The 26,883-nt window shown below is 35.7% G+C and carries 29 protein-coding genes; all 29 read right to left on the reverse strand.

What is annotated here, in order from left to right:
- Positions 1 to 476 precede the first annotated feature (476 nt).
- The 29 genes from F1592_RS08405 to F1592_RS08545 all read right to left on the reverse strand — a co-directional run bounded on the left by F1592_RS08405 (position 477) and on the right by F1592_RS08545 (position 26,852).
- Positions 477 to 2,186, reverse strand: coding sequence for a peptidoglycan recognition protein family protein (locus F1592_RS08405; RefSeq protein WP_188294687.1), 1,710 nt, complete (start codon positions 2,184 to 2,186; stop codon positions 477 to 479).
- A complete protein-coding gene (locus tag F1592_RS08410) occupies positions 2,186 to 2,485 on the reverse strand; it encodes a hypothetical protein (RefSeq protein WP_053020766.1) in 300 nt (99 codons plus the stop codon). The genes F1592_RS08405 and F1592_RS08410 overlap by 1 nt, the downstream gene beginning before the upstream one ends.
- Positions 2,486 to 2,541: 56 nt before the next feature.
- Complete coding sequence (locus F1592_RS08415; protein WP_149809818.1) at positions 2,542 to 2,685, reverse strand: XkdX family protein; 144 nt, start codon at positions 2,683 to 2,685, stop codon at positions 2,542 to 2,544.
- Positions 2,678 to 3,007 (reverse strand): hypothetical protein, encoded by a 330-nt coding sequence (locus F1592_RS08420; protein ID WP_149809815.1) that lies wholly within the window; start codon positions 3,005 to 3,007, stop codon positions 2,678 to 2,680. The genes F1592_RS08415 and F1592_RS08420 overlap by 8 nt, the downstream gene beginning before the upstream one ends.
- 10 nt (positions 3,008 to 3,017) lie before the next feature.
- Positions 3,018 to 4,088, reverse strand: a complete 1,071-nt coding sequence (locus F1592_RS13775; protein WP_223197228.1) for a phage baseplate upper protein — start codon at positions 4,086 to 4,088, stop codon at positions 3,018 to 3,020.
- A 51-nt stretch (positions 4,089 to 4,139) separates the two neighbouring features.
- Complete coding sequence (locus F1592_RS08430) at positions 4,140 to 6,104, reverse strand: glucosaminidase domain-containing protein (RefSeq protein WP_149809814.1); 1,965 nt, start codon at positions 6,102 to 6,104, stop codon at positions 4,140 to 4,142.
- A 52-nt stretch (positions 6,105 to 6,156) separates the two neighbouring features.
- On the reverse strand, positions 6,157 to 6,552 hold the full coding sequence (locus tag F1592_RS08435; protein WP_149809813.1) for a hypothetical protein: 396 nt from the start codon (positions 6,550 to 6,552) through the stop codon (positions 6,157 to 6,159).
- Complete coding sequence (locus F1592_RS08440) at positions 6,536 to 6,970, reverse strand: NfeD family protein (RefSeq protein WP_149809812.1); 435 nt, start codon at positions 6,968 to 6,970, stop codon at positions 6,536 to 6,538. The genes F1592_RS08435 and F1592_RS08440 overlap by 17 nt, the downstream gene beginning before the upstream one ends.
- A 36-nt stretch (positions 6,971 to 7,006) precedes the next feature.
- Positions 7,007 to 7,147, reverse strand: coding sequence for an XkdX family protein (locus F1592_RS08445; RefSeq protein ID WP_149809811.1), 141 nt, complete (start codon positions 7,145 to 7,147; stop codon positions 7,007 to 7,009).
- Complete coding sequence (locus F1592_RS08450) at positions 7,140 to 7,481, reverse strand: hypothetical protein (RefSeq protein ID WP_149809810.1); 342 nt, start codon at positions 7,479 to 7,481, stop codon at positions 7,140 to 7,142. The genes F1592_RS08445 and F1592_RS08450 overlap by 8 nt, the downstream gene beginning before the upstream one ends.
- Before the next feature lie 4 nt (positions 7,482 to 7,485).
- A complete protein-coding gene (locus F1592_RS08455) occupies positions 7,486 to 9,018 on the reverse strand; it encodes a BppU family phage baseplate upper protein (protein WP_149809809.1) in 1,533 nt (510 codons plus the stop codon).
- Complete coding sequence (locus F1592_RS08460; protein WP_149809808.1) at positions 9,018 to 11,690, reverse strand: peptidase G2 autoproteolytic cleavage domain-containing protein; 2,673 nt, start codon at positions 11,688 to 11,690, stop codon at positions 9,018 to 9,020. The genes F1592_RS08455 and F1592_RS08460 overlap by 1 nt, the downstream gene beginning before the upstream one ends.
- Before the next feature lie 11 nt (positions 11,691 to 11,701).
- Positions 11,702 to 13,540 carry an SGNH/GDSL hydrolase family protein gene (locus tag F1592_RS08465; RefSeq protein WP_149809807.1) on the reverse strand — a complete coding sequence of 613 codons (1,839 nt, stop codon included), beginning with the start codon at positions 13,538 to 13,540 and terminating at the stop codon, positions 11,702 to 11,704.
- A gap of 11 nt (positions 13,541 to 13,551) precedes the next feature.
- The gene (locus tag F1592_RS08470) at positions 13,552 to 14,493 is read right to left on the reverse strand and encodes a phage tail family protein (protein ID WP_149809806.1); all 942 of its coding nucleotides are present in this window, start codon (positions 14,491 to 14,493) and stop codon (positions 13,552 to 13,554) included.
- A 13-nt stretch (positions 14,494 to 14,506) separates the two neighbouring features.
- Complete coding sequence (locus F1592_RS08475) at positions 14,507 to 17,992, reverse strand: phage tail protein (protein ID WP_149809805.1); 3,486 nt, start codon at positions 17,990 to 17,992, stop codon at positions 14,507 to 14,509.
- Positions 17,993 to 17,996: 4 nt separating this feature from the next.
- Positions 17,997 to 18,284, reverse strand: a complete 288-nt coding sequence (locus F1592_RS08480; protein WP_149809804.1) for a hypothetical protein — start codon at positions 18,282 to 18,284, stop codon at positions 17,997 to 17,999.
- A gap of 50 nt (positions 18,285 to 18,334) precedes the next feature.
- Positions 18,335 to 18,838, reverse strand: a complete 504-nt coding sequence (locus tag F1592_RS08485) for a tail assembly chaperone (protein WP_011276603.1) — start codon at positions 18,836 to 18,838, stop codon at positions 18,335 to 18,337.
- A gap of 65 nt (positions 18,839 to 18,903) precedes the next feature.
- Positions 18,904 to 19,443, reverse strand: a complete 540-nt coding sequence (locus tag F1592_RS08490; RefSeq protein WP_149809803.1) for a phage tail protein — start codon at positions 19,441 to 19,443, stop codon at positions 18,904 to 18,906.
- 2 nt (positions 19,444 to 19,445) lie between these two features.
- Positions 19,446 to 19,868 (reverse strand): DUF3168 domain-containing protein, encoded by a 423-nt coding sequence (locus tag F1592_RS08495; RefSeq protein WP_149809802.1) that lies wholly within the window; start codon positions 19,866 to 19,868, stop codon positions 19,446 to 19,448.
- A 15-nt stretch (positions 19,869 to 19,883) separates the two neighbouring features.
- Positions 19,884 to 20,300, reverse strand: a complete 417-nt coding sequence (locus F1592_RS08500; RefSeq protein WP_149809801.1) for an HK97-gp10 family putative phage morphogenesis protein — start codon at positions 20,298 to 20,300, stop codon at positions 19,884 to 19,886.
- Entirely contained in the window at positions 20,293 to 20,622 is a 330-nt protein-coding gene (locus tag F1592_RS08505; protein WP_049394911.1) for a phage head closure protein, read from the reverse strand. The genes F1592_RS08500 and F1592_RS08505 overlap by 8 nt, the downstream gene beginning before the upstream one ends.
- Positions 20,615 to 20,929 carry a phage head-tail connector protein gene (locus F1592_RS08510; RefSeq protein ID WP_149809800.1) on the reverse strand — a complete coding sequence of 105 codons (315 nt, stop codon included), beginning with the start codon at positions 20,927 to 20,929 and terminating at the stop codon, positions 20,615 to 20,617. The genes F1592_RS08505 and F1592_RS08510 overlap by 8 nt, the downstream gene beginning before the upstream one ends.
- Positions 20,929 to 21,222, reverse strand: a complete 294-nt coding sequence (locus tag F1592_RS08515; RefSeq protein ID WP_149809799.1) for a Rho termination factor N-terminal domain-containing protein — start codon at positions 21,220 to 21,222, stop codon at positions 20,929 to 20,931. The genes F1592_RS08510 and F1592_RS08515 overlap by 1 nt, the downstream gene beginning before the upstream one ends.
- 13 nt (positions 21,223 to 21,235) lie before the next feature.
- Complete coding sequence (locus F1592_RS08520) at positions 21,236 to 22,057, reverse strand: N4-gp56 family major capsid protein (RefSeq protein WP_149809798.1); 822 nt, start codon at positions 22,055 to 22,057, stop codon at positions 21,236 to 21,238.
- Between the two features lie 21 nt (positions 22,058 to 22,078).
- Entirely contained in the window at positions 22,079 to 22,669 is a 591-nt protein-coding gene (locus F1592_RS08525; RefSeq protein ID WP_149809797.1) for a phage scaffolding protein, read from the reverse strand.
- Positions 22,670 to 22,761: 92 nt separating this feature from the next.
- On the reverse strand, positions 22,762 to 23,796 hold the full coding sequence (locus F1592_RS08530) for a phage minor head protein (RefSeq protein WP_149809796.1): 1,035 nt from the start codon (positions 23,794 to 23,796) through the stop codon (positions 22,762 to 22,764).
- The gene (locus tag F1592_RS08535) at positions 23,762 to 25,168 is read right to left on the reverse strand and encodes a phage portal protein (RefSeq protein ID WP_149809795.1); all 1,407 of its coding nucleotides are present in this window, start codon (positions 25,166 to 25,168) and stop codon (positions 23,762 to 23,764) included. Before F1592_RS08535 ends, F1592_RS08530 begins: the two co-directional genes overlap by 35 nt.
- Entirely contained in the window at positions 25,169 to 26,434 is a 1,266-nt protein-coding gene (locus F1592_RS08540) for a PBSX family phage terminase large subunit (RefSeq protein WP_149809794.1), read from the reverse strand.
- Positions 26,418 to 26,852 carry a terminase small subunit gene (locus F1592_RS08545; RefSeq protein ID WP_149809793.1) on the reverse strand — a complete coding sequence of 145 codons (435 nt, stop codon included), beginning with the start codon at positions 26,850 to 26,852 and terminating at the stop codon, positions 26,418 to 26,420. The genes F1592_RS08540 and F1592_RS08545 overlap by 17 nt, the downstream gene beginning before the upstream one ends.
- Positions 26,853 to 26,883 lie beyond the last annotated feature (31 nt).

Below are 26,883 nucleotides of genomic sequence, written 5' to 3' on the forward strand. Positions count from 1 at the left end.
AATGTATAGTGTGTGTACTTCCATATATTTATATAAAAAAACACCACGCTCATAAGAACGTGGTTAGAATATAGTGTTGCCTCTTATAAATCTGATAATTATTTTAATTATCACAAACTGGGTATCTTTATTGTAACATAAAAAGCCACCCAGTGACATGTTAGGTGGCTTGGAAGGGAACATGCTCAATTGAGTTGTTCCAAAAGATCATTAAGTTTTAACTGGGTGTGAAACCCTTGTAAGTTAATTATAACATAATCTGATAACGCAAAATAGATTATTACGTTATCGTAGTCCTTTTCTACAACATGGTAGATAGGTCAAAAGAGATAACCGTCGCAACAGTTATACTCAGATACACTCCGCAGATATGTACCGCAATTTCTATTTAATTATAGCATAAAAAAATAGGGCAGTCACTAGGACTACCCTAATTTGGAGATCTTTGTATAATGTCGTACTATTACTATAACATGTTAATACACTTTTGTAATTCTTAAACGTTCATGCCAAATATAACCATTGTTATTTTTAGAATAAACACGACACCAACCGTTTTTAATTTCAAACACATAGAATTGGTTATAACCTGCTCTATATACGTCGTTTGTCGTATACCATTCCTTGCCTTTAAATTTAACTAAAGTGGCTCCGTAATGGTCAACTCTTGCTCTAAATTTAGCTTTAGATGATTTCTTCATCGTTTTAGGAGGAATGTTACCTACTTTTAAGCCAGTAGTGCTATCTAGTTTGTTTTTCTGATTAACTATTTGTTTATTCGGTTTATTCGCTAATTTACTTCCACCTGAAGTTTTATAAATATCTTTAACGATAAGACGTTCATACCATACAAAACCGTTATTGCTAGCACTGTATACTCTAGCCCAACCATCACGAATTTCATAAACATAAAATACCTCACCCGGTTTGTATGTTTCGTTTGTAACAACCATGACATTGTTATGATTTGGTCTACAAATACTTACACCAGCATTATCTGCAACAGCTTTGAAGTATGGTTGGTTACTCCATGTAAGTTTTTTAGGAGGCGTTGCATTTATAGTCAATGATCCATTTGATTTACGTGTCGCTGTTTTAACTTCTTTAATATCTGTTAAATCTACGCTATCATCAGCAAAGTCTGGAACAATGAAGTGGGTTAAGCCTGTATAATCATCTTCACGCAATTTAGCTGGTGTATTGGCATTTCCATCATAGTTTTGCTCTAAGATTGTGAATGTATTTGTACCACCCGAATTGTCCCAAACTAAACCTGTATGTCCCCATTCTCTATAAATACCTTCAGTATACACTGCAATAGCGCAAATAGGAGGAACATAATTTCTTGTATTTTTAACTACTTTCCAACCTTTAGGCATAGCATTTAAAGTATGCAATTCTTTGGCATTACCATAAAATCTTACGCCACCTGTCACATGATATATGAAGTCTACAACGACATCAGCACATTGAAAAGCATACATATTATCAAAGTCTACAAACTGACCTTTCAAGCTGTGCATGTATTCAATTGCTTGTTTATACTTAACCACACTTTGTGGCGAAGGTGTCGGCTTTTTGCTTGTTTTCGTTGATAATTTCTTGCTTGGTGCAGGTTTAACGCCATTAATATATTTAGCAATCTGTTTATCTAAATGCTTAACGTTTCGTGAATATCCGCAAGCCTCTAATAAGTTTCCGGGATCAATTTTATCATCTTGAATGTCTTGGTGTCCCGGCACTTCTGTTTTGTAATCAATGCCCCAATAGTTACATAAATAAGCTAATACACGTGCCATATTATCTAATGACTTACGAGAACGTTTTTGACTACTAGGGAAGTAACTACCTTCCACGCCAAACGCTACATCATTTGCATCGGCGTTATACCATTGATTGTCTGTCGGTGTATTGTATAAAACATGCCATGCTTTTTCGGTAACTGGAATACAGACAATACATTCCTTATCATCAACGAATATATGAGCGCTAGCAACAATCGACCAATCAATCATATACGTATTTTTATAATAATTCACGTTTGTTTGTGCTGTTGTTTCAGGATTACCTGTATCATGTGCTACCGCAAATAATGGTTTTTTACTTGTTAAGGGTTGCCCACTTCTACGTGTCCCAATCGGTAAAAAATCATATTTAACGGGAACGCCATTCCATTTTTCTGCCATTATGCACGACCTCCACCAATTTTATTATTTTTATCTTTAGTTGATCCTGTACGTGTTCTTACAGTTTCCCAAATGCCTGTTGCCATTAGCCCGCTAATCAAACCAGCAAGCAAACGACCACCAATCGATAATTCGGTAACAATTTCTGGTATAAAAGCTGTAATACCACCTAAAACGATACCAATACCAATAGCAATTAAAGGTACAACATTTTTAGGTACTCCAGCTTGCTTAACTAATTGTGTTAATGCGATTGTGATAACTGAAATCACTGTTGCAAATGCAATAATACTTTCCATTTCTTCCACTCCTTATTCAAAATAAAAAGCCGGCCTAAAAAGGTCAGCTTGTAGTGTTATTCTTTGATTAAGCCTTGGTACTCTTGTCCGGTTAATTCCTTAAATTCTTCTTCTGTAACGAACCCTCGTTTTACAAATAAAGCAAACTGTTCTTCGTTATATAAGCCCATTTTATAATATCTAATACCTATGTTACGCATCACTATCACTCTCCAAAAATTGTAATGTTAAATTTGCCATATCATTCTGTAAATTCTCTACTGTATTTTGTGTTTCCATTAATTGTAATGTTAGGTCTGCTATTAAAATATCTTTCTCATCGGGTACTTCTTCAACTTCAACTTTAGGTTGTTGTTTCAACCATTCTTCATACGGTGTCCCTATCCATTTTTTACCATCAAAATGAATAGGTTGATATAACCCATTAGGTGGTTGAATATCTGTGTAAATATCAGAATTAAATTCATCGCCTTCTATTAAACTAGGTGTTCCATCTTCTTTTTTAAATATTTTTTTATACATATTAATCCTCCTAAATTACCCAATGAGCGTAAAATTTAACGTAAGTCGAAGAGGTCGGTACACTACCAAACGTTACTGATAATGCTCCGGTATATTGACTAATATCAAAAGTTTTAAAAGTTGTATTACCACTTATATAAGTATCTACTATTGGATATTCTTTATCAGTGTATTCTAAAGGTATACGACCGATTGTAGTACGTGCTGCAGTTAAATTATTTACAGTACCTTTGATGTAAACATGCGCAATGTTATTTAATTTAATAACTCTATATTTAGGAGTAGATAATGTATTATATGCCACTACACCGTTTTCTAACACAATATCTACCCAACCTGTGTCATCTATATTTGTATTACCAGAACCACTATCACCTTTAGGTCCTTTCAATGCGTCTAATTGCGATTGGGTAAAGTCAGTGTATTTAAATGGGTCGCCTTTATCGCCCTTATCGCCTTTGGGGCCTTGTTCTCCTTTAGGTCCTTGTAAGCCTTGCGGGCCTCGTGGTCCTTGTTCGCCTTGAGGTCCTTCATCACCTTTTGGACCTTTAAACTCTTCGTTATGTGTAGATAAGTATTTTTCTAAATAACTAGTTAATTCATCTTTAAAGCCATCATTCAACAAAACAGTCAAATCTTCAGATATAATTTGTTTAACTGTATCTTTAACTAAATCTAGATTGATTTCTTTTGCTACTGCTTTCTCTACACCACTATCAACAATTGAGAATGAGAAATTAGCAACATGAACAGAATGTTCGTTGCTCTCCATGAATAACTTACAATTTACTTTCCCAATATGTTTAATCACGTTAGAGGGTATGTCGTATTGGATCAAACCACTTTCAGGAATTAATACTTCGATTTTTTCGTTAATGAATACAGAACCGTCTTCCATAAATAAATCGAGTTTAGGTTTCATATCTGTTTTAGTTAAATCAACTGGATTGCCATTATAATTAATTCTAATTCTGATAAATGCAGTATTTTCATCTTCTGTATAGAAACGACTACCAATGTCCCCTATATCAACATTTCTAGGGTTGATATGTGTTTCTACATCTGTCATTTTGATTATCATATATGCACCTTCTTTGAATAATTAAAGGCTACCTACTCACAGTAGATAGCCCTATTTATATTTGTCCCTAACGTAGTAAAGACCTTTTAAACCTATTTTTTTGTAATAACTGTATATTGTGCTTGCTTGATGTTCACACCAACGAATGTCTGTTGCATATTGATGTGTGGCAGGGTTTTTAGGGTTCCAACGCATACGGTATAATGTATTTTGTCCTTTGTTAATGTAATCTTGTCTAACAAATTTAGCGCCACCGATAATTGCTTTTGCCGGTGTCGTCCAACCTCTTCTACGTGCAAAAGGTATAGCATTGTTAGGATTGTTATCATAAGCGCCTATACCAAAGTAGTTATATACACCATAACGACCACTTGCAAAGTTACTTGTACCATTACCACTTTCCAGCAACGCATGCGCAATCAAATATATCTCATTGATGTTATATTTTTTACAACCGTCTGCAAACGCCTTACCTTGTCCTGATAACGTTCCACGTCCTTTTAAGATAACGTTCAATTTTGATACGCTAATACCTTGATACTTGCCTAAATTAAGCATCTGGTATCGTTGTGATGAGCTATTCCATATAGATGTAGGGTTCATCGCTGCACTAACAGCTGAACGGCTAGGGAAGTACCAACTATAACCATTACTTTTTTGTGGGTACCCTCTACTCATCTGTAAGTTAAGCGCTTGAGTGAATGTAAAGCTACTCTTTTCTACTGTAACCTTAGCTTTAGTTTGTTTGGATGGCGTAGTTTTTTTAGATTTAGAAGTAGATGGCGTTGTAACTGTCGGTTTAGTTGTTTTAGCCTCTTTGTCAGATTTAATTTTGATTATTTTCGTACTTGTAGTTGTCACTATTTTTTCTTTTAGTAACTTATCTTTTTTGAGGTACATCTCAATAATCTTGCTCTCGACTTCTTTGTACTTACTTTCGTCAGGAATGCCGTTTTTTATCATGTCGTAATCGATTAAATCTTTCATTGAACGCCAAATATTAGGGTCTGCTTTAATTGTGCTTTCTGATAATTTGATTTTTGACCAACTCATCAACCATACACCGTATATCAATGCTTGTAGTTGGTTTAGCATGAATTGACGCTTACTTTCTGTTTGTGCGCCACAAACTTCTAGAACTAACCAACCTGGGTGCGAGGGCGCTTCTGTGTCAGGCGGTCTGGGCGTCCATATTTGTTCACGATCAATATAAACGTGTGGATATTCATCTTTGCTGACAAACCTATTACGTTGCAGGTACAATTCTTCAACATCGCGTAAATGAGGACATTCTTTGATGTATATACCTTTAGGCTTAGTCATCAAATTGCCGTCATCTACGATTAAATGGTCGTTGTATTCCAACTCTTTATCTAGAGAGTATAGAAAGTCAGTGTATTGGACTTTTTTAATTTCTTTAAAGTGAGGTTTTTTAGCGTCACCGGTTGACGTAACATCTTTAGAGCTATCTTGTGGCTTAATTTCCGGTTTAACGTCAGTCGGCGTTTTAGGTTTGGTCGTTTGATGTTTAGAACCCGCCTTTCTAACTTCTTTTTGATAAGCTGGACGCACAAAACCTGTAACGCTTGTATAACTATGTGTTACGTATGCTGCTGCGCTTCCCCAATTATAGTTTGGTGGGTATTCTTTATGCACCCAATTTTGATCTACTGAACGAAACGTTTTCTTATTCGATGGTCCAACAACGATGGCGGTATGTCCGTTCGAACCAATACCATTACCAGGATGCCAAACTGCGATATCGCCAGGTAAAGGGACAAAATCAGGCGTGTTTTTTATAAATCTGAAGCCTTTGGGGTATTTGTAATAAGCCATATCAACTGCATTACCCCATGTCCTAAAACCCCAATACTTTTGAAATATAAAGTTAGGTAAATCCCAACACTGCGGGCCATAGTATCCATCGATATCTATTCTTTTTCCTATACTCGCTTTTGCCCATTCTGCTACTTCAGACGCAGTAGGTTTCCTTTTTTTCGGGTTTGGTAATCCCATATATGCACCCCGTTTCTATGCAAAATAAAAAGCCGACACTAAAAGTGCCGACTTAAAAAAAGATTTGTGCAAATGCAAAAGCAGCGCCAACTAACGAACCAGCTAAACCGATGAGCGCTACTATTATTTGAACACTTCCTTTTTGTTTTGTTTCTATTGTTCCTTGAATTGATTCAATTTTTTCATCATGTGACATAACTTTATATTTTATATCTGTCATTTCATTTCCTACATTAGTCATAACTTGAGTGAGGTTTTTAATATTAGAATTCGTTTCCTTTTGTTCTTCGTAGGTTCTTTGTTGCAACGTAGTTTGTGTTTCCACTTTGGTTTTTAAATCACTTAAAGCCTCAATGTTTTTCTTGTCATTTTCGTTGATCTTTTTATAAATCTCACCATTACTACTCATCCACTCATGACGTAGTACATATTTACTTTCTTCTGGCATATAAGTCAGCACCTCCAATAAAGGACAAAACAAAACCTATTGCTGACATCAATCCCATATGTGCAGTAGTTAGCCAGTTTATAGAATGATAAATACTAGCACTAGTCATTAAAAAGTAAAGGATAGCAGATATAAAACCACCGACAGTAATGAGATTGCTAAATTTAGTATTTTGGTCACTTGAAGCAACAAAAATTGCTGAAATCATAACAATCAAACCTGCTACCATCACAATAATTCCCCAACCCCATATAGGCAGAATGTGATGTAATGCCAAATAAAAAGAACTATCATCTAAAACGTCATCTTGTTCTTTAAACCAAAAGAAACCTCTTAAAAATTCTCTAAAACCATAACTAAAAACCATTACCGACGCTACGGTTTCAGCTAAGGTCAAATCTTTCATGTTATTTTTCATATCACACCTTCTTTACTTAAAATAAAAAGCCACTAACTACTCTGCTAGTGGCTCATAATCAAAACCGGTAATCTCTTTATATTCTTCTTCAGTGATCCATTTAACGCCCACTGCTTGTTTCACTCTATCTAAAGAAAATAACTTCATGTCATAATATCGTTTTACTAATCTATACATTAGGTGTGCCTCCATTACTTAACAATATTTCTAAAATACTAGCTATATCTTTTCGCACATTTTTTATTTCTTCTTGTTGACTTAATACTGTTTCTGATAGTGTTGCGATAACTAAATCTTTCTCATCCGGTTCGACTTCAGGAACTTCTACGTTGCTTTCAAAATCTTCTTTGGATTGACCTATCCATGATTTCCCATCGTAATAGAAAGGTGCGTAGATACCTGTTGGAGGCTTTTGTTCTGTCCATTTATCTTTAGGATAGACATATTCTCCGTCACTATTTGAAAATACTAAAACTTGTTGTCCGTTCTTCCATAAATAAACTACTTTCATATCATCACTCCGTCCATTCATATTGCCCATAAACATAATCTGTGTCTTTCCACACCGATGCATCTCCTACTGCACTAAAGTCAACTAAACCTGACGGGTTTAAAGCAATACGCCCTAAATATTTAGAACGTGGTGTGCTAATGCTGAAGAAAATTAAGTTCTTAACAAAATTTTTAGGTAACATTGCAATCGTCTGACCATGAGCAATATTAGTAACATTTAATCTAATCATTTTTTTAGTAATACCATTTTGTGTAATTGTTCGATAGGCACTTGTAAAACCACCGTTAGCAATTAGTCCATCGTTAGGAGTAGAACCGTTGACTATTTGTAAATTGATCCAACCTGTATCAACGACATCAGAGCCTACACGTTCCCACTCACTCCAACCATTAAAAAATCTCTTTTGATATATAACAGCTGAGTTGTAAGGCTGATAACGTATAAGCATAACGCCACTTTTTCTTTCATACTTTGTTAACCAACCGTTACTATTAGTCTTCTCCGGGTTATTAGAGGTTTGAACAACATATCTTGTCCCGATAGGTAAAGCTATTAACTGTTCACCATTATTAAAATCTACTTGTAGAGCAGCGTCATAAAAATTTGTACCATCATCATTAGTTAGTTTAAGTTTTTGCCAATCTAAACTATTGATTTTGTCATCCACTTCATTGCCAGTGGCAAACCCATCTGTTTGTAACATTTCATTAAATTGATTGATTTTACTATCAATCGTTTGGTTAGCATTATCGCTTTTAACATCAAACTCATTTTTAGCGTCACTAATCGATTGTTGAATACTTGCATTGATTGTTTCGTAATCGCCGGTTACAAGTGATTTAGTGGCTTCAATATCACGAATAGCATTATCTTTTGTTGAAGTAATTGTATTTACTGCATCAGATTTTGCTGTATCAATCGCTGAAATACTTTCATTTCTAATCTGAATAACTTTGCTTTTTGCATTTTCTACAATTTGATTAATTTCACTTACTAAATCAGTTGTGTTTGAAATTTCTTGTTTTAATTCTTGCACTTTACTTTCTATTTCTGTACGAAGTTCATCAAACATACGAATGTAAGATACTTTAATGTCACTATCAATTTGATTAACTAAACTATCACGAACAGTGAACGAGAACGTTCCTAATACAACTGTGTCATCTTTACCTAAGTTGTTATAGTCGTTAAGCGATAAGTAAACTTCTCCTAACACTTCTGAATTAACAACACTTTTTAGGAACCAACCCGGAACAGTTACGCCGATTAACCCACGCATTGGATCAATGAAATCGACATCTAACACTCCGGAAATACTAGGTCGTTGACTTTCAGTACCGTTCATAGCTTTAAAGAAAGCATAACCTTTAACATTTTTATCTGAAATCAACAACGGTTTATCATTCTTAGTAACTCTAAATTGGAATTGTGCAGTATTTTTATCTAAATTATAAAAACCAATACCTTTATCAGATACCGGTTTTAAATATGCACTTTCTTCTAAATCTACTTTAGCTATTTTTTCTAATTCCATTATCTAACCCCCCACGTTACTAATGCGATTGCACAACCTCTATCTTCTGAATAAGGTGAAGTAATTTCTTGCACCCAACCTTTACCATTAGTATTGTCTGTATAGCCAATACCAGCACGACTATTAATGAAGTCGTTAGCAATAACATTTTTGTCAACATTAGTATAAATTTGTCCTAACAAACCGACAGCGTTCCACTCAGGTCGTTCTGAACGTGATACATAAGGTAAACTAGGGTTATAGTTAGGGTTTTCTACTGGAACATCACGCCATTCATAATGAACATTACCGTCATCGTCTGTATATGATACTTGTTTGTGTTCAGTAACTAAAACACCATAGTCATCAACTAAATATCTATCTTTATGATGATATGATTTATCATTTGCCACTAATGCAGCAGTACCAGAAATAACACCTAAAATAGGCTCGCCAGGTTGCGCTCTTCTGATTTTACCAGCATCTAATGTAACGATTGTACCTAATGGAATAGCTTCGCCACTTTGAGACTCGTATAATTCGGCAATGTCAGCGCTGTTTTGAGTTAATTTACCAGCTAAAGTTAAATTTCCCGATAAAGTGCTTAAATCGAACTTAATATTACTTTCTGAAGGACTACCCTTATCTGAATAACCACCGACAATATGATAATTCCCCGGTGCTTTTACCTTACGACTGTTGATTACAATTTGAGTGTGGCCGCCTTTTTGCGTTTCACTTTCTAATGAGTTCATAACACTAGAACGTGAACCGTAGGCTTTAGAGCCACCACCAGAGCCAATTACATAACTACGATTGCTATATGCTTTTGAGTCACCAGTAGAAGCAATTACAGCACTTACATCTGCAACTCCTCCACCACCAGTAGAAGCAATACTTGCGCCACCTTTTAAAACAGTAGGAACTACGTTGTACTTTTCTCCAGCAATAACTGCGCCATTTGTATAGTTATCTGCTGTTACACCAGAAATAATTGTAGTATTGTTGTATGTTTCAATACCTTTACCTGTTCCAGTGCCTTTAAGGTTACAGTTCATAATTTTTAGATCATAAATACCCGAACCACTAGCAATACCAATCTTAGGTGAAGAATTGTAAATATTAACGTTACTTACAATAAAACGTGTACCTCTGTTAGAACCACCAAAGAATTTAATATCAGTACCTGCATTTTTGAAGCCTGTGATATTAATGTTGTTTAATATTACGTTTTCTGCCATAAATTGAACTGCGATAACTGGCATAGTTGTATCTATTTTGCCACTATCTAATTTTCCAAAATCACTATCGCCGATTGCAGTGAAATTATTAATTGATACATTTTTGTAAGCACTGATTAATAATGCTCTAGGTGTAGAGCCAGGATAAACTCCATTGTACTTAGGATATAAAGCCACGCAGTTGTTTAATGCCACATCATAAGCTGTTTTAGATTTAGCATCCTTTTTAGATCTATGATGGCCAATGTGTCGAATGTTATATGCTCTTAAATCTTCAATAGATACGTGGTTATTAACAAATACACATCTTGCAGCACTAGCAGTAGCATGTGCTTTGATTTCAACGCCACCGAAGTTACCTTCAGTTCTATTATCTGATAAGAACACAAATTGTGAACCGTCATCAATTTCAATACCGTTGTTATTCCCACCAGTAATTGTTGGATGATGAGCATAGCAATTAGTAATTGTGATATAACGTGAATGGTGGGTAGTGATAGAATCATCGCCACAAGCATGTGTTTCACAATTATCAATATGAATATGTTTACTTTCTAATGCATATGGAACTCTATTTCCATCGCCTTCGTAGTAGTAATCATCATTTGCATAAGTTACGTCAATACAATGTAACAACGCACTATGCGATTTAACATTGTAAATGTAACCATTCGTTACACCAGCAAATCGAATATTGCTTGAACGTGAACCACCTGTTGGCTTGAGTGATTTATTTTGTCTAAACTTATTACCGTCAAAAGTAAAGTTCTCTAGTGAGATATTTTCGGCATGCCCACTCATTCGTAAGTTAGTAATACCAATATTCTCAGCTGGTGTACTGTCCATAAATTTAATTGTTGTAATATCCTTACCTTGACCTACTAAACGTGAGTTGTTAGGCATTTTAATACCTGTTGTAAGGTAAGTACCACCACTCATGTTAACCATTACATTACCGTAACCTAATGCATCTTTGAACGCTTGTGTGCTGTCTTTTTGACCTGTTGGGTCTGCTCCAAAGTCATCTACATTTACCACACGTTGAATTTTCTTCAGTAATTCTTCACGTAAATTCTTACGTTCATTTTCTTCTCTTAAAAAGTCGTGATACAACCGTCCTGATAAGTCATCAAAACTTTCTGCATCCATTGATGTACGACTTGCTCTCAATTCTTGCATGCCATTACCGTTATGACCTAAGACTAAATTAGTTACTTTCTCATTGTGGTAATTCAATGCATCAGAAAGTGAAACATCTTGTCCTTTCTTAGTAACATGCTTAATTTGGTCACTGGTATGTGCATCATCTTTTTGTTTTTTATGATCATTCAATGCTTTATTAGAACTATCAGCCCATAATTTTATATCTTCAAAATTACGTTGTAACTGGTCGATAAATTTATAACTAAAGAATGAATGTAATCGTGTAATCAAATTATCTAAATTTAACATTTTTGACCTCCTTAGCCATAAAAGCCATAAAAGTTTTTGATTAATTCATACATAATAACTTCGTGTCCATTCTCATTAGGGTGCAAACCGTCAGGCATGCTAGTTTTTCTATAAGAAGGGATATTTGGCTTAAATTGTGATGAATGATAAGCGTCATAAACTGGTATATCTAACTCATTACATGCGTCTATTTGAGCGCCTACATAATCTTCTAAAGTTAGATTTAAAATGTTCTTGTCGGTATCTCTACGTGTGATTTTCTTATCTACGATATAGCACTGTTTTGTAGGTGTCATTACCAATAATTTCGCTTTAGGGTTATTCTTTTTGATGATTTCAACCGCACTATAAAAGGCACCGTAAAACGTTTTTATATCCGTTTTATCAGTGCCTATATCTATGTTTTTGACCCAATCATCATCAGTACCTTGTATGATAATTAAATCTCCTTTGATTTTAGTAGCTTGTTGGTAAATATCACTCATGGTAGCGCCACTTTCAGCAAGATTAGTATATTTTGCTTTAATCTTTTTAGCTAATTGTTGAGTAAAGTTGCTTTTAGCTAATGACCCTTTAGCAATACTATCACCAATTGTACCTATGGTTTTAACCTTCTTGATACTAGATTTGCTTGAGAAATCATGTACAATTGTTCCGTTTGAAGTAGTTACGCTTTTGGCATTTGCTTTATCGAGTTTCGCTTGTAAATCATCTGTTTTACCCAATAAATCTTGTGTGGTTTTTGTGTTAGCGTTTGTCTGTGATTGCATTTCTTGTTGTGTTTTAGCAGGGTTATTTGTTTTTAAGTTAGTAACGTATTTAGCAGCTTTACCAACCGCTTTTACATATCTATCTTGCAATCTAAACTCACCTAGTACCAAGTCCATTTTTATGATATTTCCATTTATGTCACGTTTAGTTGTGATTTCGATAATTCTTAAATCAACATTCAAACCCATTAAATCATCAATCACTTTAACAACATCGCCAACCCTAGGTATAGCATTTTTAAAATACTTTTTTAACAATACAAAATCGAGTGTTACAGATGTTTTGATACTATCATTAATAACCTTTTCCATACTCTTTTTTAAAGTATCTTCTTTTGTAATTCTTCCATCTTGAACAGGTGGCGCATGCCTTTTTCCAATAACATCAGCTAACGGTGACGTATATTCAAATTGCAAACTTGCCTCATTGTAAGTTTGTTGATCTGTATAACCACCAAAACCTTTTATAAACGTAAAACATTTAGTAGCATCTTCTTGTATTTTGATATTATTAGCGTTTACACCTGCTTTTATCCAATACTCTGGTTTGTATTCGATGTAATCGTATAAATGGAACGTTTTAGTTTTTGCGTCATATTCATATTCTAGTGAATATCGTTCCAAACCTTTTTTAAATAAATCAAGATTTGTATCGCAATTACCAAGATTTTCAAATTTCGAAGATGATACTTTAGCATGTAAGTTATATTTGTACCCTGTACCTTTAAAAACTAAATCGAAATATGCTTTGCCAGTAAAACTACCATTATAAATTTCGTACACACGATTATTGTTTAGGTCGTCAATTTCTACTGGCCTAGCTTCTATCGTTAATTTGCTTTTTTGACCTCGAGTTTCTTTATCGAGCATTACAATACGATACTCATTTTCATCTTCAGGACCAGCAACGCCTGTTATTGTCCACATTTTTGTAATCGCACCAATAGCATCGAACGTACCTTTATTTTCGTCAATTACAATCGTTAACGTACTATCTGTGTCAGATAATTTAATATTTAATTCCGTTTCGACCGGTAAATTTTGACCGTAACCTTGTAATGTTTTTAATAATACCGTCATATCGTCACCCCCTACATATAATATTCTTTGTGTTTGAACACGACTTTTTGCATCAACTTGGTACTTCTGAACGTGTTCCAACCAGGTATTAAAGTAGGATTACGTCTGCTCACATTATAGGCATCAATGTTTAAACCGTTTCTGAAAGTGTGGATACCGTCAAATTTGATAGTATCTCCTGCTTTTAGCTCTAAACCTTTGATATTAATGACATCTCCACTTTCTACCATATAAAAAGTAGTACCGTTTTTATCGTCTTTAGATACGTTTTCCGCTAACGTCACTTCAACTGTGCTATCTTGATTAATTTGATTGATCTCGACAGTTCCAGCATAATAAACATTACATATTTTTGTATCGTGGAAAGTATATTTACGTTTATTATCGTTGACATTAAACGGTAAGTTATCCGATACTGCCCATTTTTCAACACTTCTACTTTCACTTTCTAAATCAGTGCTATAAGCAATACTTTCAAAATAAGGTAGCTCAATGGTTTCAAATTCAAGTTCAAACTCACCAGCCGTTTGCGTAGTATCGATTGAAATCGCATTAACTAGACCAACAAAAATTTGTCTACCGTCTACATAATCAAGTTCAAATTCTTGTGGTTGTGTGTTGAATATATCTTCATATTTAATAGATGTGTCTGGTGCAGATAATTCGCGCAAATAATATTGACCACGTAATAATGCTTGTAAATTTGACTTAAGATGTGCCACTTGAGCCATTTTGTCTACTTGATATCGCAATCTAAGACTAACTGTTTTCTTTTCTTCATAGACAGAGTTGAAAAATCTACCTTGCGCGCCATTGACTGTACTGTATTCACGATCATATCCTGAACCTTTAACGTCATAGGATACTACTTCTAAAACTGAGCCAGTAAAAGTGTTATTACTGACTTTATACTTTTTATTATCTTTAATTATTTCTATGTCGTGAGCAATCAATAATAACACTCCTTTACAAGCCCATACTACTGTTTTTACCGTTTTGTTCTTCAATGTAAGATTTAATGTACTCTACATCACCCTCGTTACGCACAGTTATATTAACGATTGGGCGATTGTTCTCTTGCATACTATGTCTAACATCTTTAGTCATGTGAGCGTCGACACTACCATTTAACGAACCGCCTAAACTGTCTGTTAGGTCCGTTGATAATTCTGGGGCAAATGCCTCAGTTAAATTACTAGCTACACTACGGACTGCATTTACTGCTTTGTGTTGGTCAGCTAAGATACCCATTCCTAAGCCTTGAGATACATATTGACCTATACCTCTAAATACTCGAGAAGGTGAGTGTATGCTCAAGGCGCTTTTAGCTGCAGATATCGCGCTTTTTGCTACGTTGACCGCTGCGCTAATAACTTTACTTGCTCCGCTCGCAATACCTTGTGCTAAACCACTGATAATATATGCGCCAGCACTTACCATTTCGCCAAAGAATGAACGGACACGAGCAACAGCTTGTGACATACCGTTAGCTACTGCGCTAACCACTCTAGCAAAACCACTAATTACGGCAGAAACAAATCTAGCCATAGCACTAATAATTGCTGATACCCATTGCGCGCCGACAGATATTACTCTTGATAACGCTTGAGCCATATGTGATGCAACAGCTGATACTACTCTGATAAAGCCACTAATCACAGATGATACAAATCTTGCTAAAGTGCTTATGATAGAACTTACCCATTGCGCACCAGTTGATACAACATAGTTATACGCTTGTACCATTTTGTTCCAAACAGACTGTGCCATTTGTCCAAACCATTGCGTTACACTATTCCAAATTTGAGTGACATATTGAACAATTGCCGACCAAATTTGAGACCAACTTGTGATATTCATACCGAGTATAGAATTTAGACTTGTAAATATAAATTGTGATATTTGTGTCCAAATTGAAACAATCGCATTCCAAATGGTCATCATTACGTTTTGTATTGTAGTTTGTAAAGTTAACCACGCTCCACTAAAGTCACCAGTTAACAATTGGATAAACGCTGTGAACAAACCAACAATTAATTGAATTACCGACGATATAATAGCACCAATAGCAGTAAATACGACTGATACAGCTAGCCATAATGATTGGAATGCTCCTATTACTAATTGGATAGCACCCATTACTAAGCCGCCTAGAACGTTCATGAACATTTGACCTAGTTGTTGTAAAATTGGCATAATCGGTTGTAATGTTTGTTGGATAGATGCCCACAATTGAGCAAACCAGCCAACGATAGAACTGATTGCACCAGAAACAGCATCTTTGATACCGTTCCAAGCACCTATAATCATATTTCTAAAGTCTTCGTTCGTTTTCCACAAGTATACGATAACGCCGACTAAAGCTAATATAACGCCAATGACTATGCCAACTGGTCCAGTTAAAGCACTAAATGCAGTGCCTAATAATGGTAATAATCTGCCTATATTAGCTATTGGACTAACTAATAAGCTAAATGCACCACGTAAGATGTTTAAAATACCTTGAAGTATTCTTCCAGCACCTAGAAATCTTCCTATGTGTCCAACCGCTTGTATCAACGCAGCAACGAAACCACTGCTTATAAACGTACTAACCGCAATAATTGGTGCTAGTAACGCCCACATAATGCCGGCTAGTATCATACCAATACCAACCATCTTAGCAACAGCCGGATGTGTTTCAAATAATTTTGCGATAAAGCCAGCAAACGCAGTTACTACACGTAAAATCACACTCGCAATAGGTGCCATTGCAGTGCCAAATGCAACTAATGCACGTACAATATTGCCAATTAATTGCATTATAACCGGCCCGTTTTGTTGTACGTATTGCACAAACTTTTTAAAACCTTCCGATTTACCAACTTGCTCAGACCATTCTCTGAATTTGCCGGTCATTTTAACTAACCAATCGAAGATGCCTGCACTATTTTGTGCGAATGCAACCATTAAATTACCGATACCGGCAAACACATTACCAAATATCTGCCCTATTTTAGGTAAGTTTGTTTTTGTATACTCGATAAATGCTTTGATAGCGTTTTGACCGGCTACGCTATTAGCCCAGTTTTGGAACTTTTTACCTAAATTGTCTAAGCCTTTAGCAGTCCATAAAAACAATGGTCCTAACTGGGTAAATACATTAACCAAACCGTCACCAAAACGTCCAGCAGCACTTAATAAAGTATTGAATGTTTTAACGCCTGTTGTGTTCATCATATTGAAGAACTTACTAGCCGTTTGACTGTTTTCAGCCCATTTTAAGACACTTTTAGACGCTTGTTCCATGCCTTTAGAAACGCCTGCAAGGAATGGCTTCATACGACTTAAAGCAACGTTTACTGTGTTTAAACCGTTAGCTAAAGTATTGAATATCTGCGCTTGATTTTGTTTGATGATACTTTCCCAAGTAGATTTAACTTGATCTAAAGACGCTTGATATCGTCTAGTTTCTGCGGTAGCTTGCAGTGTGCCGTCTTTAAGCATTTTCAAAGCACTAATTGCCATACCACCAAACGCAAAAGCACCTGCACCAGCGATACTAAATGCACCTGCCAAACCTAATATACCGCCTGCTAACACGCCAACTGCATTTAATACAGCCATGATAGCTGGAACCAAACCAGCAATAACAGGTATTAAGCCTTGAATACTAGCTATCATTACACCTTTAATATGTTGACCAAAAACAGTACCAATCGTTCTAATTTTAGTAGCTAAAGCGTCCATTTTATCGCCATATTCATCTAAAGAATTACCTAACGCTCTAGTTAATACTTGCGCTCTAGTCATTCCTCTTGTATCAAAATCAACATGTACCGTTTTATCATGTAACATAGCTAACATAGCTTTAGCACTAATCACTGCACGTTTTAAATTGTCATTATCACCTTTGATATCGACTGTAACATCTTTGTTTTTTGGTAACCTAGAAAGCGTCATATTAATACTTTTGAGTTTGTATCGAGCCTTGTTGATATTCGCATCTACATCAATGCTTTTTTGTTTAGGTAATCGATAAAGTGTTTGAGTGATGTTTTTTAGCTTGTACTGCGCTTTAGTTGTTTCAGCTATAATTTCAGTACTTTTCTGTTTTGGTAATCTTGAGAGCGAAGTAGTTAGTCGCTTTATTTTATATTGACTTTCTTTCGTTTCAGTATTGATATCTATATTTTTTTCGTTTGGCATTCTATAAAGTGAAGTTGTCAGACGTTTCAACTTAAACTGTATTTCTTTTGTATTTGCGTCTATCTCCACTTCTTTCTGTCGAGGTAAGGCATTCAAGATACCTTTAGCTTTCTTTAATTTTGCTTGTAACTTTTTAAGTTTTGCGTTAATCTCTACAACAATTTCATCCGGCAAGGATGTTTTCGCTAATTTTTGCGCTTTTCTTACGTTATTTTGAAAGTCACGTATATTAGCCATGATTTTAGCCATAAAATTAGTATCCACTTATTCACTCTCCTTTCTGTTTTTGTTCTTCTAACCAACGCTTAGTACCTGATTTGAACAACTCTCGTCTACGTTTTTCATGTTCAAGTTCTGCACGTTTAATACGTTCATAACTACCAGGGTTACGTATTTCAAATCGTTGACGTTCAATATCTCTAGTCATTCGTTTTAATGATTTACCAGCTTGTACAAGACCATTAGCTTGTGCAACTTGTATCATTAACTCTTTCTGATCTAAATACTTATCTTGACCACCTATTATCCAATCTTTCCATTCGTTAGGTGTCATCATCGTCAATTCATTATCAGGCAGATAACCTATAAACCTACTCGTTAATTGTCTTATTTCTGAATAGTTGAGTAAGGTTCCACGTTCATGATTTCTTTGTAGTTCTCTTTCATGAACTCGATACCAGCTTTCGTTGTTTCTTTGTCCTCGCCCTTCGCCATTTGAGGCGCTTTGTTCATTTGCGTCCAGAACCCTCGAGATTTTTGCTTGAAAAAACCACTATTATTTAATACATCTAAAGCACCTTGTAATAATTCAAGCGTGTCCTCTTTTTCTTCGATAATTTCAATTAAAGCTGTTTCAATTTCATCTCTAGAAGGTGCATTTTTACCTAAATATGCAGTAGCACACTCCCAAAAATTAGCAATAGCAACCGTGTCGCGTTCCAAAATACCGTTGTAAATCACATTAAAACCAGGTGTAGTAACTGTTTTGCCGTCCTTATCTTTCGTATCTTCTGCAAACTTCTTTGCTTTAATGTCAAACGCAAATAATGCTTTAGCTTCTACTTCATTATCATTGATTGTAAGCGTTGTAATTGGATTAAATTCAGTCAAAATGTATACCTCTTTTCAAATTTTATATAAAAAAATAAGGGGACAGATGTCCCCTAAATATATAATTAAGCGCCAGTGCCACTTGAAGCAGCTGCTTGCTGTTCTTCAAATGAACCAACTTTTTCCGCAAAACTTTCGTATTCAACAGTAGGTGCGCCTGCTGCTTCAAACCATTCTGGTGGTAGATTAGCTTCAGTTCCTTCTGCTGAGTTCCATTTAACTTTTAACGTTAATTCAATTTTGTTATCTTCGTCGTCGAATGACATTTCGTAACTTTCTGGCACTGTGTAGGCAAATACACCATGATATTTACCGTCATCACGTTTGTTATGTTCATACAACCATACACGCAGTTGTTCGCCATTTTTAATTGCTTTTTTAACTTGTTCAATTCCTTTGTCGCCAGGAATGTTACCAATAGTTAATTTAAATTCTTCAGATACTGCATTTACGCCGTAATCTGTTTTACCGCCACGAATGATTTCAGCTAAGTCATTCTCAATAGTGTGGCCACCTTCTTGTAAGTCAGCTAATAGCAAAGCATCAGTTGGATCTAATTTATCTTTAGCCGGTCTAACTACTGCTAAGTAATTCTTTTGAGCCATGCTTACACTTCCTCTCTCTTAGTTTTATGTCTGAAATTAAATAAAAGTCGAATTGTGCCGTGCTTAGTAAACCTATCTATATCAGAGAACACCGCTTGGCTATCAATTCGACTGTATCTAAATTCGTAATTATCTATTTCAATTGGTTTGTTCAACACATAACCAATAGCGCTAATTAATAGCTTGGCCTCGTACTGTGTTGGATATTGTGAATACACGTGAAAGACGATACCTACCGTCTCACGCATATTTGCACTACTTTCGTTATTAGTGACGTTGCTTTCACCCACAACAATATATGGGTATCGCACATCATCTTGAACGACATCAAAAACCCTATCACCAACTAATTTGTTAATGATAGGGTCTGTTTTTAATGTTTCGTATAACCTACTTGTAAGTTCAGGTTCAACCGATACCCACATATTTTTAACCGCCTTTTATGAAAAATATTTATTGAACACTTTTCTACCTTTGTCAAGTGCAGGGTTCCAATAAGGCTGCGCCTTCGCACCTTTAGTTGTTATCCACTTACCTGTTTTAGGATCTTTGTAATGCCAAGGTATCTTTTTAGCGCGTGAGCCACCTGGTCCTTTAGCGAAAACACCCGTCCCATATTCAACATAAATTGCATAATTTGCGCCTACATTAATTTTTGCATCAAAACCGTTATTCAATATTTCGAAAGTGATGCTTGAACGAAGGTTGCCTAAATCTACTGGCGCCCTTGCTTTCGCTTCATTAACGATAGTCATGGTAGTTTTATAAATTCCTTTTTTAGCCCACTTTTCGACGTCTTTTTGAAATTTATCTAATTCAACTACTAAACTCTCTGCACCGTATTTTATTTTAGCCATAAGGCGCCTCTTTAAGTCGAATTAGTTTAATCTCATGTTGCCCGCCTTGATCGACAGGTTCACCTACAATACCAAAGATTTTACCCTCGTATTTAAAATAATCGTTATCGTTTATTGGTAGGTCATAAGGTACATATAGGTTTCTATCATATTCAGATGACATTTGATGATATTTAAGCTGTTCTGAAGTAGTAGGTGTATCCATAAAGCCTTTTATAATTTTTTCGCTCTTGTAGCGCTCTTTTTTAAACTTGAAATCACCTATTACTTCAATTCGACCTTTTGAAATAGCATGTGGAAACTCATCGTATGGGTTAAACATGGTAACCACTCCATCTTAGTTTTTTGAATGGTTTTAAATGGTTATATGTCGCTTCAGGCATTTCAGTTACAAAAGTATAGCTAACCGTACCCATAGAACGTGATGAGATATTGCCGTTTGCACTATATTTAATACATTCAGCAATAAATTTCTCAACGCCAGTAGGTAAATGTTTATCGTCAAAAGTTTGGTTGCAATATTCTTCTGCTAACTTCAAATACTTAGGGATAAGCGCATCTATTTCATCGTCATGTGAAGTGTCATCAACAGGCGTTTGATTTAGCATTTTTACATCAAGTGCATCCATTATTCTGCACCTTCTAATGCGTCGATAAGTTCAGACTTTTTCATATGAGAAAAGCCTTCAATATCACGTTGTTTAGCCAACTCTTTCAACTCTGATACTTTCATACCAGAATAGTCAGTTTGCTCTTGTACACGCTCTATTAAAGGTTTGTTTTGACGGTTATTTTTTGTGGATAATTCAGCTAATCGTTCTTTACTTACATCTAAACCAGTACGTGGAAACGGGTCTCCTACATGATACGCATGGCTGTTGTCTTGTAAGTCTGTGAAATACTCGATTACTTTATACGTCACTATAAATCACTCCTTACGCACCAGTGCCTGCACCTTTAGTAATCTTAACTGCTTTACTTTCATCGTAAAGGTAAGCTACATAATGTTTATCACTGTATAAATAAGTTGTTTTAGTTGAAGGGTCACGGTCTGGTTCTAAGAAGAAATCACGTTTAGTGATTAGTTTAACAGCACCTTTTTTAGCTAAAATAGCTTCTCCTTCGTTTAATTTTTTAGAACGTACAATGATAGCACCTAAGGCCTCACCAAACGCGCCTTTAACGATAATATCGTCACCTAATTGAGTTGCACGAGTGAAGTTTTCAGATGCACTAGCACGTAATTTACCAGCATCTTTAGGATTTACAAATAAAACCATTGGTTCCAAATCTTCATCTTCAAATTTATCAATTGCAGTTTCTAAACCAGCCAATGTACCCACATCTGCACTAACTGTTAATTTTGTACCCCTTAAAGCTTCTAGCACATCGTCATCAACTTTGTTTGCAATAGCCAAACCATGTTGACGTACTGCCTCGCCTTGAGGGTCACCGTAACCTGATAGTAAAGCTTCATCTGTGATATGAGTACCTTTACCAATTTTATGGATTTTAGCCTCACGTTTGTTTGTTTCGATTTTGTCTACTGGAATTTTTTCGCCTTCCGGTACGACTGTTGCATCTCCACTGTATACAAACGCAGGGAATGTGATTGTATCTCCAGGTTGTCCTACTAATGTATTATCAATTTCTGCAAAAGATGCTAAACGTAATTTTTTATCTAATTCAGCTTGCATCATTGGCGCTAATACTTCAGGTACGATTTGCGTACTTAATGTTGTTGTTCCTTGATCCATGTTATAACCTCTTTCTTAATATTATTCGACTAATTTGTCGTAAGTAGCACGATCGTTAATAAACAATTCGGTACGTTCTGCGACGCTCATGCTGTCGAATTGTTCTTTTGTAATGCCTGTTTGCATTGTTTCGCCGTCTGCAGGTTTATTACCTACCGGCTTGTTATCGACAAATAAATAAGGTTTAGACTCTTTAAGCGTTTCAATCGCTTTATCTAAACCTTTTACAGTGCCATCGTCTTGCAATTCCAACTCATCTTTGTTGATGAAAGTTAGAATGTCGTCAGCATCATTTGCATCTTTAGCAACAGCCAACTTAACAGCGTTATTCAGTTGTGATTGTTTGTACTTATCCTGCCACTCTGCATTACTTTGTTTTACTTCTTCGAGTTCTTTTTGCAACTCGCTATCATCTTTAACAGAGTTTTGTAATTCGACAATTTGATTGTCACGGTTAGTAATTTCGGCTTTAAGTTCCTCAATTTCTGCATTTTTATCATTTAAACGAGAACGTGGAACCATTCCAGATTTACTTTCATCAATAGCGTCAATTACTTTTTGTTTATCGATTTCACCGTCTTTAAATTGTCCTAATAATGCATATAAGTCCATATTTAACTACTCCTTTTACGTTTTTAACGTGTTACGACACGAAAGATTAAAATAAAAGAAGCAGTTTAACGACTTACTTCAGGTCGAGCGCATTAAGCACTAGCTTTACGTTTCTTTTTCCATTTTTCCCACTCACGATAAGTCATGTCGTCAATGATATAAGTTTTGCCGTCATCATCTCTTGCTCGTCGTGATGTTGGTAATTCATCTTCGTCAACAAAGGTTAATAGAGTGCAACGACAGTTGATGTTCTCACTTGCACTATTAGGTCCAACAAATAAAACTGGTGCTTGGCCAACACAACCGTTTATCTTAAATGGTTCGTCTAAATCTTTAACTTGACCGTCTAATGTACGATGATCATGTCGCGTTCTAGTATCTAAAGTCGCATGCCAACGCTTTTTAATATGCAGACCGTTATCTTTAATAACTTGAGCGCTATCAAGTAACGCTTGTGATTTAGCACGCCCCAATTCTGTACGTGCAACTCTTAACGCTTGTGATTTAGCCATACTAATTTTATTTTCAATGTATGGCTTAGTATGGTCGTAAAGCACTTCCCACGGTTCAACTTGATATTTTTCTTTCATAATTTCATTAGCAATGGTTGAATAATCATCACCTTTGAGCAAACCCTCAGTAATACATTTTTGAATATTTTTGATAACTTGTTCTTTGTGACGTTTTAACGTTTCATTCAGCTTAATTTTATCAATCGGCTGTTCGATTGCTTTCTGTACCTCTTTTTCGCTAGGTACATCAAAATCAATTTCTTTTTGCGTCTCTTTTTCAGTCAAAAATATTTTTGCGTTATGTTCTTCACTATAAATCGTATGCTGCATCTCTTCGATTTCTTTAGCTATCACAGAATATTCTTTGCTAGCCATTTCTCTCACGCGCTTTAGCATCTTTTTTAATCGTTTACGCTTGTTAATCTCAGTCCAAGTCTGTAACTTATCTGGTTTAGCATGAGTTTTAAGCAAATTTTCAACTTCTTTTAACACGAGTTTTAAAACACGTAAAAAAACGACGTCTAACACTTTAAACGTCGCTTTCATCAAAGAGTTTATATAGTTATCTAAATCGAACAGGCTAGTTATCTTGACGTTCTTTTTCTTCTTCAACATCGACACCGCCATTCATTATATCTGATTGATTATACTCAATATCTTCTCGTTCGATGCGTTCCATTTCTGCCGTTGGATCATCTACCCACGGGTGGTGCTTAACAATTGTTTCTTTAGACAATATGCCGGTCGATTGCACGGCAATTTGAGAGCTTTCTAAGTCATTCATCATTCTGTTAAGACTAAATGTAATTTCGATGTCTTTCGGATCTATCTTCAATTTGTAAAAATCAACGATAAACTCAATCAACTCTTGAATAGCAACAGTGGTTTTATTCTTTAGTTTGTTTGCTTTCAAATCTAAATGACCGTATAAAAACTTGAGTGCAATACCACTAGGTGCAGCGCCGAATTTGTCTGTTTGAAAGTCGACCCCCTGGCCAAACTCCATAATATTCTGACGCATCATATCAAGATATTCTTTTGTACTAGCGACTGGCACCTCAACTTGTATCGTTTCAACGCCACCTTCACTATCTACATTGATTGCTTTGTAGTATTTTAAGCCTTGCATAAACTCTTTAAGGTTCTCGCCCTCGTAACCACGCAAGATATAAATCAACTCTGCACTCTCATCAAACATATTTTGCATATCAGATAAACGTTTATCGATAGCATCAATAATCGTTTTGTATTGCCAAATATCAGATGCCTCTTCTGAGTTGTTTTTGAATGGAATAAATGGCACGCGACCCCAACTGCCAGTTGAGAAGTGCGTTTGCTTGTTGTTCTCGCCGTAATAATAATCATTGATTAATGACCCATTCTCATACACATAGTATGTAACATCAGTATCGGTCCAGTACTCTACTTTAGTTTCATCATTTGATTTAAACACACGTATAAAAGCTTGTAGTGTATCCCTCTTGCTATCAGTCCAAATCGGTATAGATTGCTCAGCAGGTACTCTGAATAGCTTGAAATCGCCATTCTCGTCAATATATGGTTGAACCCACTCAACGCCTTTATTGCTTGCAGCGGTGAGTACATCGATCAATTCATTATCCCAACGATTATCTAGTACCTGATGTATTGTATCTAGTACCTTTTCATTCTCGCATGAGTAACTAACTGGGTTTGTAACAAGATATGCTACTTTTTGGTCAACTAAATTTTGATGATAGTTAGTAGTAATACGCCAATCTGGTTTATCTATGTCAATATTACCGTCTAAGTCATATTTATACTTTTGTCTGTAAATGTCATTATCTTTATCGTAATAGCGTTGTCCTGTTGATATATGCTCAATGTCTTTCTGATGATTTTGTACTAATCGCACAATCATCTCTTCCTGCGTTTCAACTTTAGGCGCTAACTGTTCTGTTATTTCTTCGTAATATGGTTTCTCCCATGGCCAACGAATAGTAATCACCTACCTTAATATATTCATATGGTTTTGACGCATATCACGTTCTAATGCGTAACGTGTAGCATCTATTGTATGGTTATCCTTATCTTCTAATCTTGGTTTGACGTTACCGTCTTTGTCTGTTTCATAATCAATATTTTCAAATTCTCTTGCGATATTAGGTGTGCGTGTTGGATCAATTACAATTGCATCTAAATCATCTAACCATTGTTCGCCATGTTCTACGCTGTCTGGTCCTTTCTTAACACCTTTAATACGTCTGATACCATGTTCTTGTTTTAACTCTGCAATAGACTTAGGCTCTGCACTATCTGCGTAAATCTCATCAGACTGATAACCTTTCTTCTTCAACCAGTTAGCAAACTCCCTATTGCTTATCTGTACTCCATAATGTTCATCAACTGCGTAAATAATACGTTTCTTTTTGTCGTAATGCCAACGTACAAATGCTAGAGGGTCAGTAGCGTAACCAAAGTCAACTGCGTTACGAATATTATCGAATGAGTTATATAAGTCGTCTGGTATCTTCTCTATTTGCAAGTTGTTAAACGGTACAACACCACTACCAATTGCTTCTCCCAGATATTCCCAACGATACCTTAATTCATTACGTTGTTTAGCACTCTCTGCCTCTTGTATAAACTGTTTAGATATAAAAGGGTTGTTCAAGTAAGTTGAGTGATGTACAAACGTATTATCTGGTTGGAATGACGTTTCATATTTCTTATTCGCCCAGTGTTGTTTACGCTTTGCCGGGTTATACGAGAAATAGAATTTGTAGAATAAGCCTTCGTCCAACTCTCCACGTAACATTGAGTTGGTAATCGTTGTCACTTCATCTTCTGTTTTAAATTCGCCTAATTCTTCTATCCACATAATAGAAAAAGGGAACCGACTATCTTTTAACGATTTTAATCGTTCAGGGTTCTGCGCCCCTCTGAAGATAATTCTGTTCCCTCTTGGTATGAATGTGATTTCCATTGGCGATACTTTAACTTTGAATAAGTGAGATACTTTCTGTTCTTCAATCGCCCATTTTATCTGTTCAAATACAGATGTTGCTAACGTGTTATCTGTTTTACGCACAACTACGGCATTCATTGGATAACGCATGATTAGTTGTGTAATGATGATGGATATATCAGACGACTTACCACTACCACGCCCACCTTTTGCTACTACGTTGAGTATGTCAGGGTTCTTAGTTGCTCGCCATAAATCGTGGAAGTGCTTAGGTATCAATTCAGATAGATTAAGTGATGTCGTCATTGAATTGCACCGTCGCATTCGTTTCGATTTGTTGTTTATCCGTCCACATCATATAACGCTTACCTAATAACTCTGCTGCTTTCGTTCTAGCATTTGTATCCGACCGTTTTTCTAAACTCTCTACTTCCATTTCACCTTTACCAATTCCGATTGGTATTAGTTCTTGGTCAGTAATTTCACCACGCACAACTGAAGTTAGGTATTGTAGTATCTCGTCTTGATCTGCAATACTCGCTTTTTTTAATTCTTTCATGCGCTCATCTATCGCTTTTTTAATTCCGACATTTTCCAATAGTTTATGACTTCTAGCCTTTGCGTACTTTTCACTATATCCGGCTTTTAATGCCGATTGATAAGCAACACCTGTCTTAATGTACTCATCAACGAATGTCTGTTGTTTTAAATTTAGTTTTGTCATGTCATATATCACAACCTTATGCTAATAGCTT

This window comes from Staphylococcus sp. GDX7P312P (genome assembly GCF_008385775.1).
Classification (GTDB): Bacteria; Bacillota; Bacilli; order Staphylococcales; family Staphylococcaceae; genus Staphylococcus; species Staphylococcus haemolyticus.

What these genes read in the sequence shown, in the direction of transcription:
- F1592_RS08480 (WP_149809804.1), bottom strand. Translation starts at nt 18,284, where the DNA reads ATGATGACACCTAACGAATGGAAAGATTGGATAATAGGTGGTCAAGAT.
- F1592_RS08450 (WP_149809810.1), bottom strand. Translation starts at nt 7,481, where the DNA reads ATGAAAGTAGTTTATTTATGGAAGAACGGACAACAAGTTTTAGTATTT.
- F1592_RS08440 (WP_149809812.1), bottom strand. Translation starts at nt 6,970, where the DNA reads ATGAAAAATAACATGAAAGATTTGACCTTAGCTGAAACCGTAGCGTCG.
- F1592_RS08540 (WP_149809794.1), bottom strand. Translation starts at nt 26,434, where the DNA reads ATGACGACATCACTTAATCTATCTGAATTGATACCTAAGCACTTCCAC.
- F1592_RS08490 (WP_149809803.1), bottom strand. Translation starts at nt 19,443, where the DNA reads ATGGCTCAAAAGAATTACTTAGCAGTAGTTAGACCGGCTAAAGATAAA.
- F1592_RS08430 (WP_149809814.1), bottom strand. Translation starts at nt 6,104, where the DNA reads ATGGGATTACCAAACCCGAAAAAAAGGAAACCTACTGCGTCTGAAGTA.
- F1592_RS08445 (WP_149809811.1), bottom strand. Translation starts at nt 7,147, where the DNA reads ATGTATAGATTAGTAAAACGATATTATGACATGAAGTTATTTTCTTTA.
- F1592_RS08420 (WP_149809815.1), bottom strand. Translation starts at nt 3,007, where the DNA reads ATGTATAAAAAAATATTTAAAAAAGAAGATGGAACACCTAGTTTAATA.
- F1592_RS08460 (WP_149809808.1), bottom strand. Translation starts at nt 11,690, where the DNA reads ATGTTAAATTTAGATAATTTGATTACACGATTACATTCATTCTTTAGT.
- F1592_RS08405 (WP_188294687.1), bottom strand. Translation starts at nt 2,186, where the DNA reads ATGGCAGAAAAATGGAATGGCGTTCCCGTTAAATATGATTTTTTACCG.
- F1592_RS08455 (WP_149809809.1), bottom strand. Translation starts at nt 9,018, where the DNA reads ATGGAATTAGAAAAAATAGCTAAAGTAGATTTAGAAGAAAGTGCATAT.
- F1592_RS08435 (WP_149809813.1), bottom strand. Translation starts at nt 6,552, where the DNA reads ATGCCAGAAGAAAGTAAATATGTACTACGTCATGAGTGGATGAGTAGT.
- F1592_RS08510 (WP_149809800.1), bottom strand. Translation starts at nt 20,929, where the DNA reads ATGGATGCACTTGATGTAAAAATGCTAAATCAAACGCCTGTTGATGAC.
- F1592_RS08500 (WP_149809801.1), bottom strand. Translation starts at nt 20,300, where the DNA reads ATGGCTAAAATAAAATACGGTGCAGAGAGTTTAGTAGTTGAATTAGAT.
- F1592_RS08495 (WP_149809802.1), bottom strand. Translation starts at nt 19,868, where the DNA reads ATGTGGGTATCGGTTGAACCTGAACTTACAAGTAGGTTATACGAAACA.
- F1592_RS08545 (WP_149809793.1), bottom strand. Translation starts at nt 26,852, where the DNA reads ATGACAAAACTAAATTTAAAACAACAGACATTCGTTGATGAGTACATT.
- F1592_RS08505 (WP_049394911.1), bottom strand. Translation starts at nt 20,622, where the DNA reads ATGTTTAACCCATACGATGAGTTTCCACATGCTATTTCAAAAGGTCGA.
- F1592_RS08410 (WP_053020766.1), bottom strand. Translation starts at nt 2,485, where the DNA reads ATGGAAAGTATTATTGCATTTGCAACAGTGATTTCAGTTATCACAATC.
- F1592_RS08520 (WP_149809798.1), bottom strand. Translation starts at nt 22,057, where the DNA reads ATGGATCAAGGAACAACAACATTAAGTACGCAAATCGTACCTGAAGTA.
- F1592_RS08465 (WP_149809807.1), bottom strand. Translation starts at nt 13,540, where the DNA reads ATGACGGTATTATTAAAAACATTACAAGGTTACGGTCAAAATTTACCG.
- F1592_RS13775 (WP_223197228.1), bottom strand. Translation starts at nt 4,088, where the DNA reads ATGATAATCAAAATGACAGATGTAGAAACACATATCAACCCTAGAAAT.
- F1592_RS08530 (WP_149809796.1), bottom strand. Translation starts at nt 23,796, where the DNA reads ATGTTGAAGAAGAAAAAGAACGTCAAGATAACTAGCCTGTTCGATTTA.
- F1592_RS08415 (WP_149809818.1), bottom strand. Translation starts at nt 2,685, where the DNA reads ATGCGTAACATAGGTATTAGATATTATAAAATGGGCTTATATAACGAA.
- F1592_RS08525 (WP_149809797.1), bottom strand. Translation starts at nt 22,669, where the DNA reads ATGGACTTATATGCATTATTAGGACAATTTAAAGACGGTGAAATCGAT.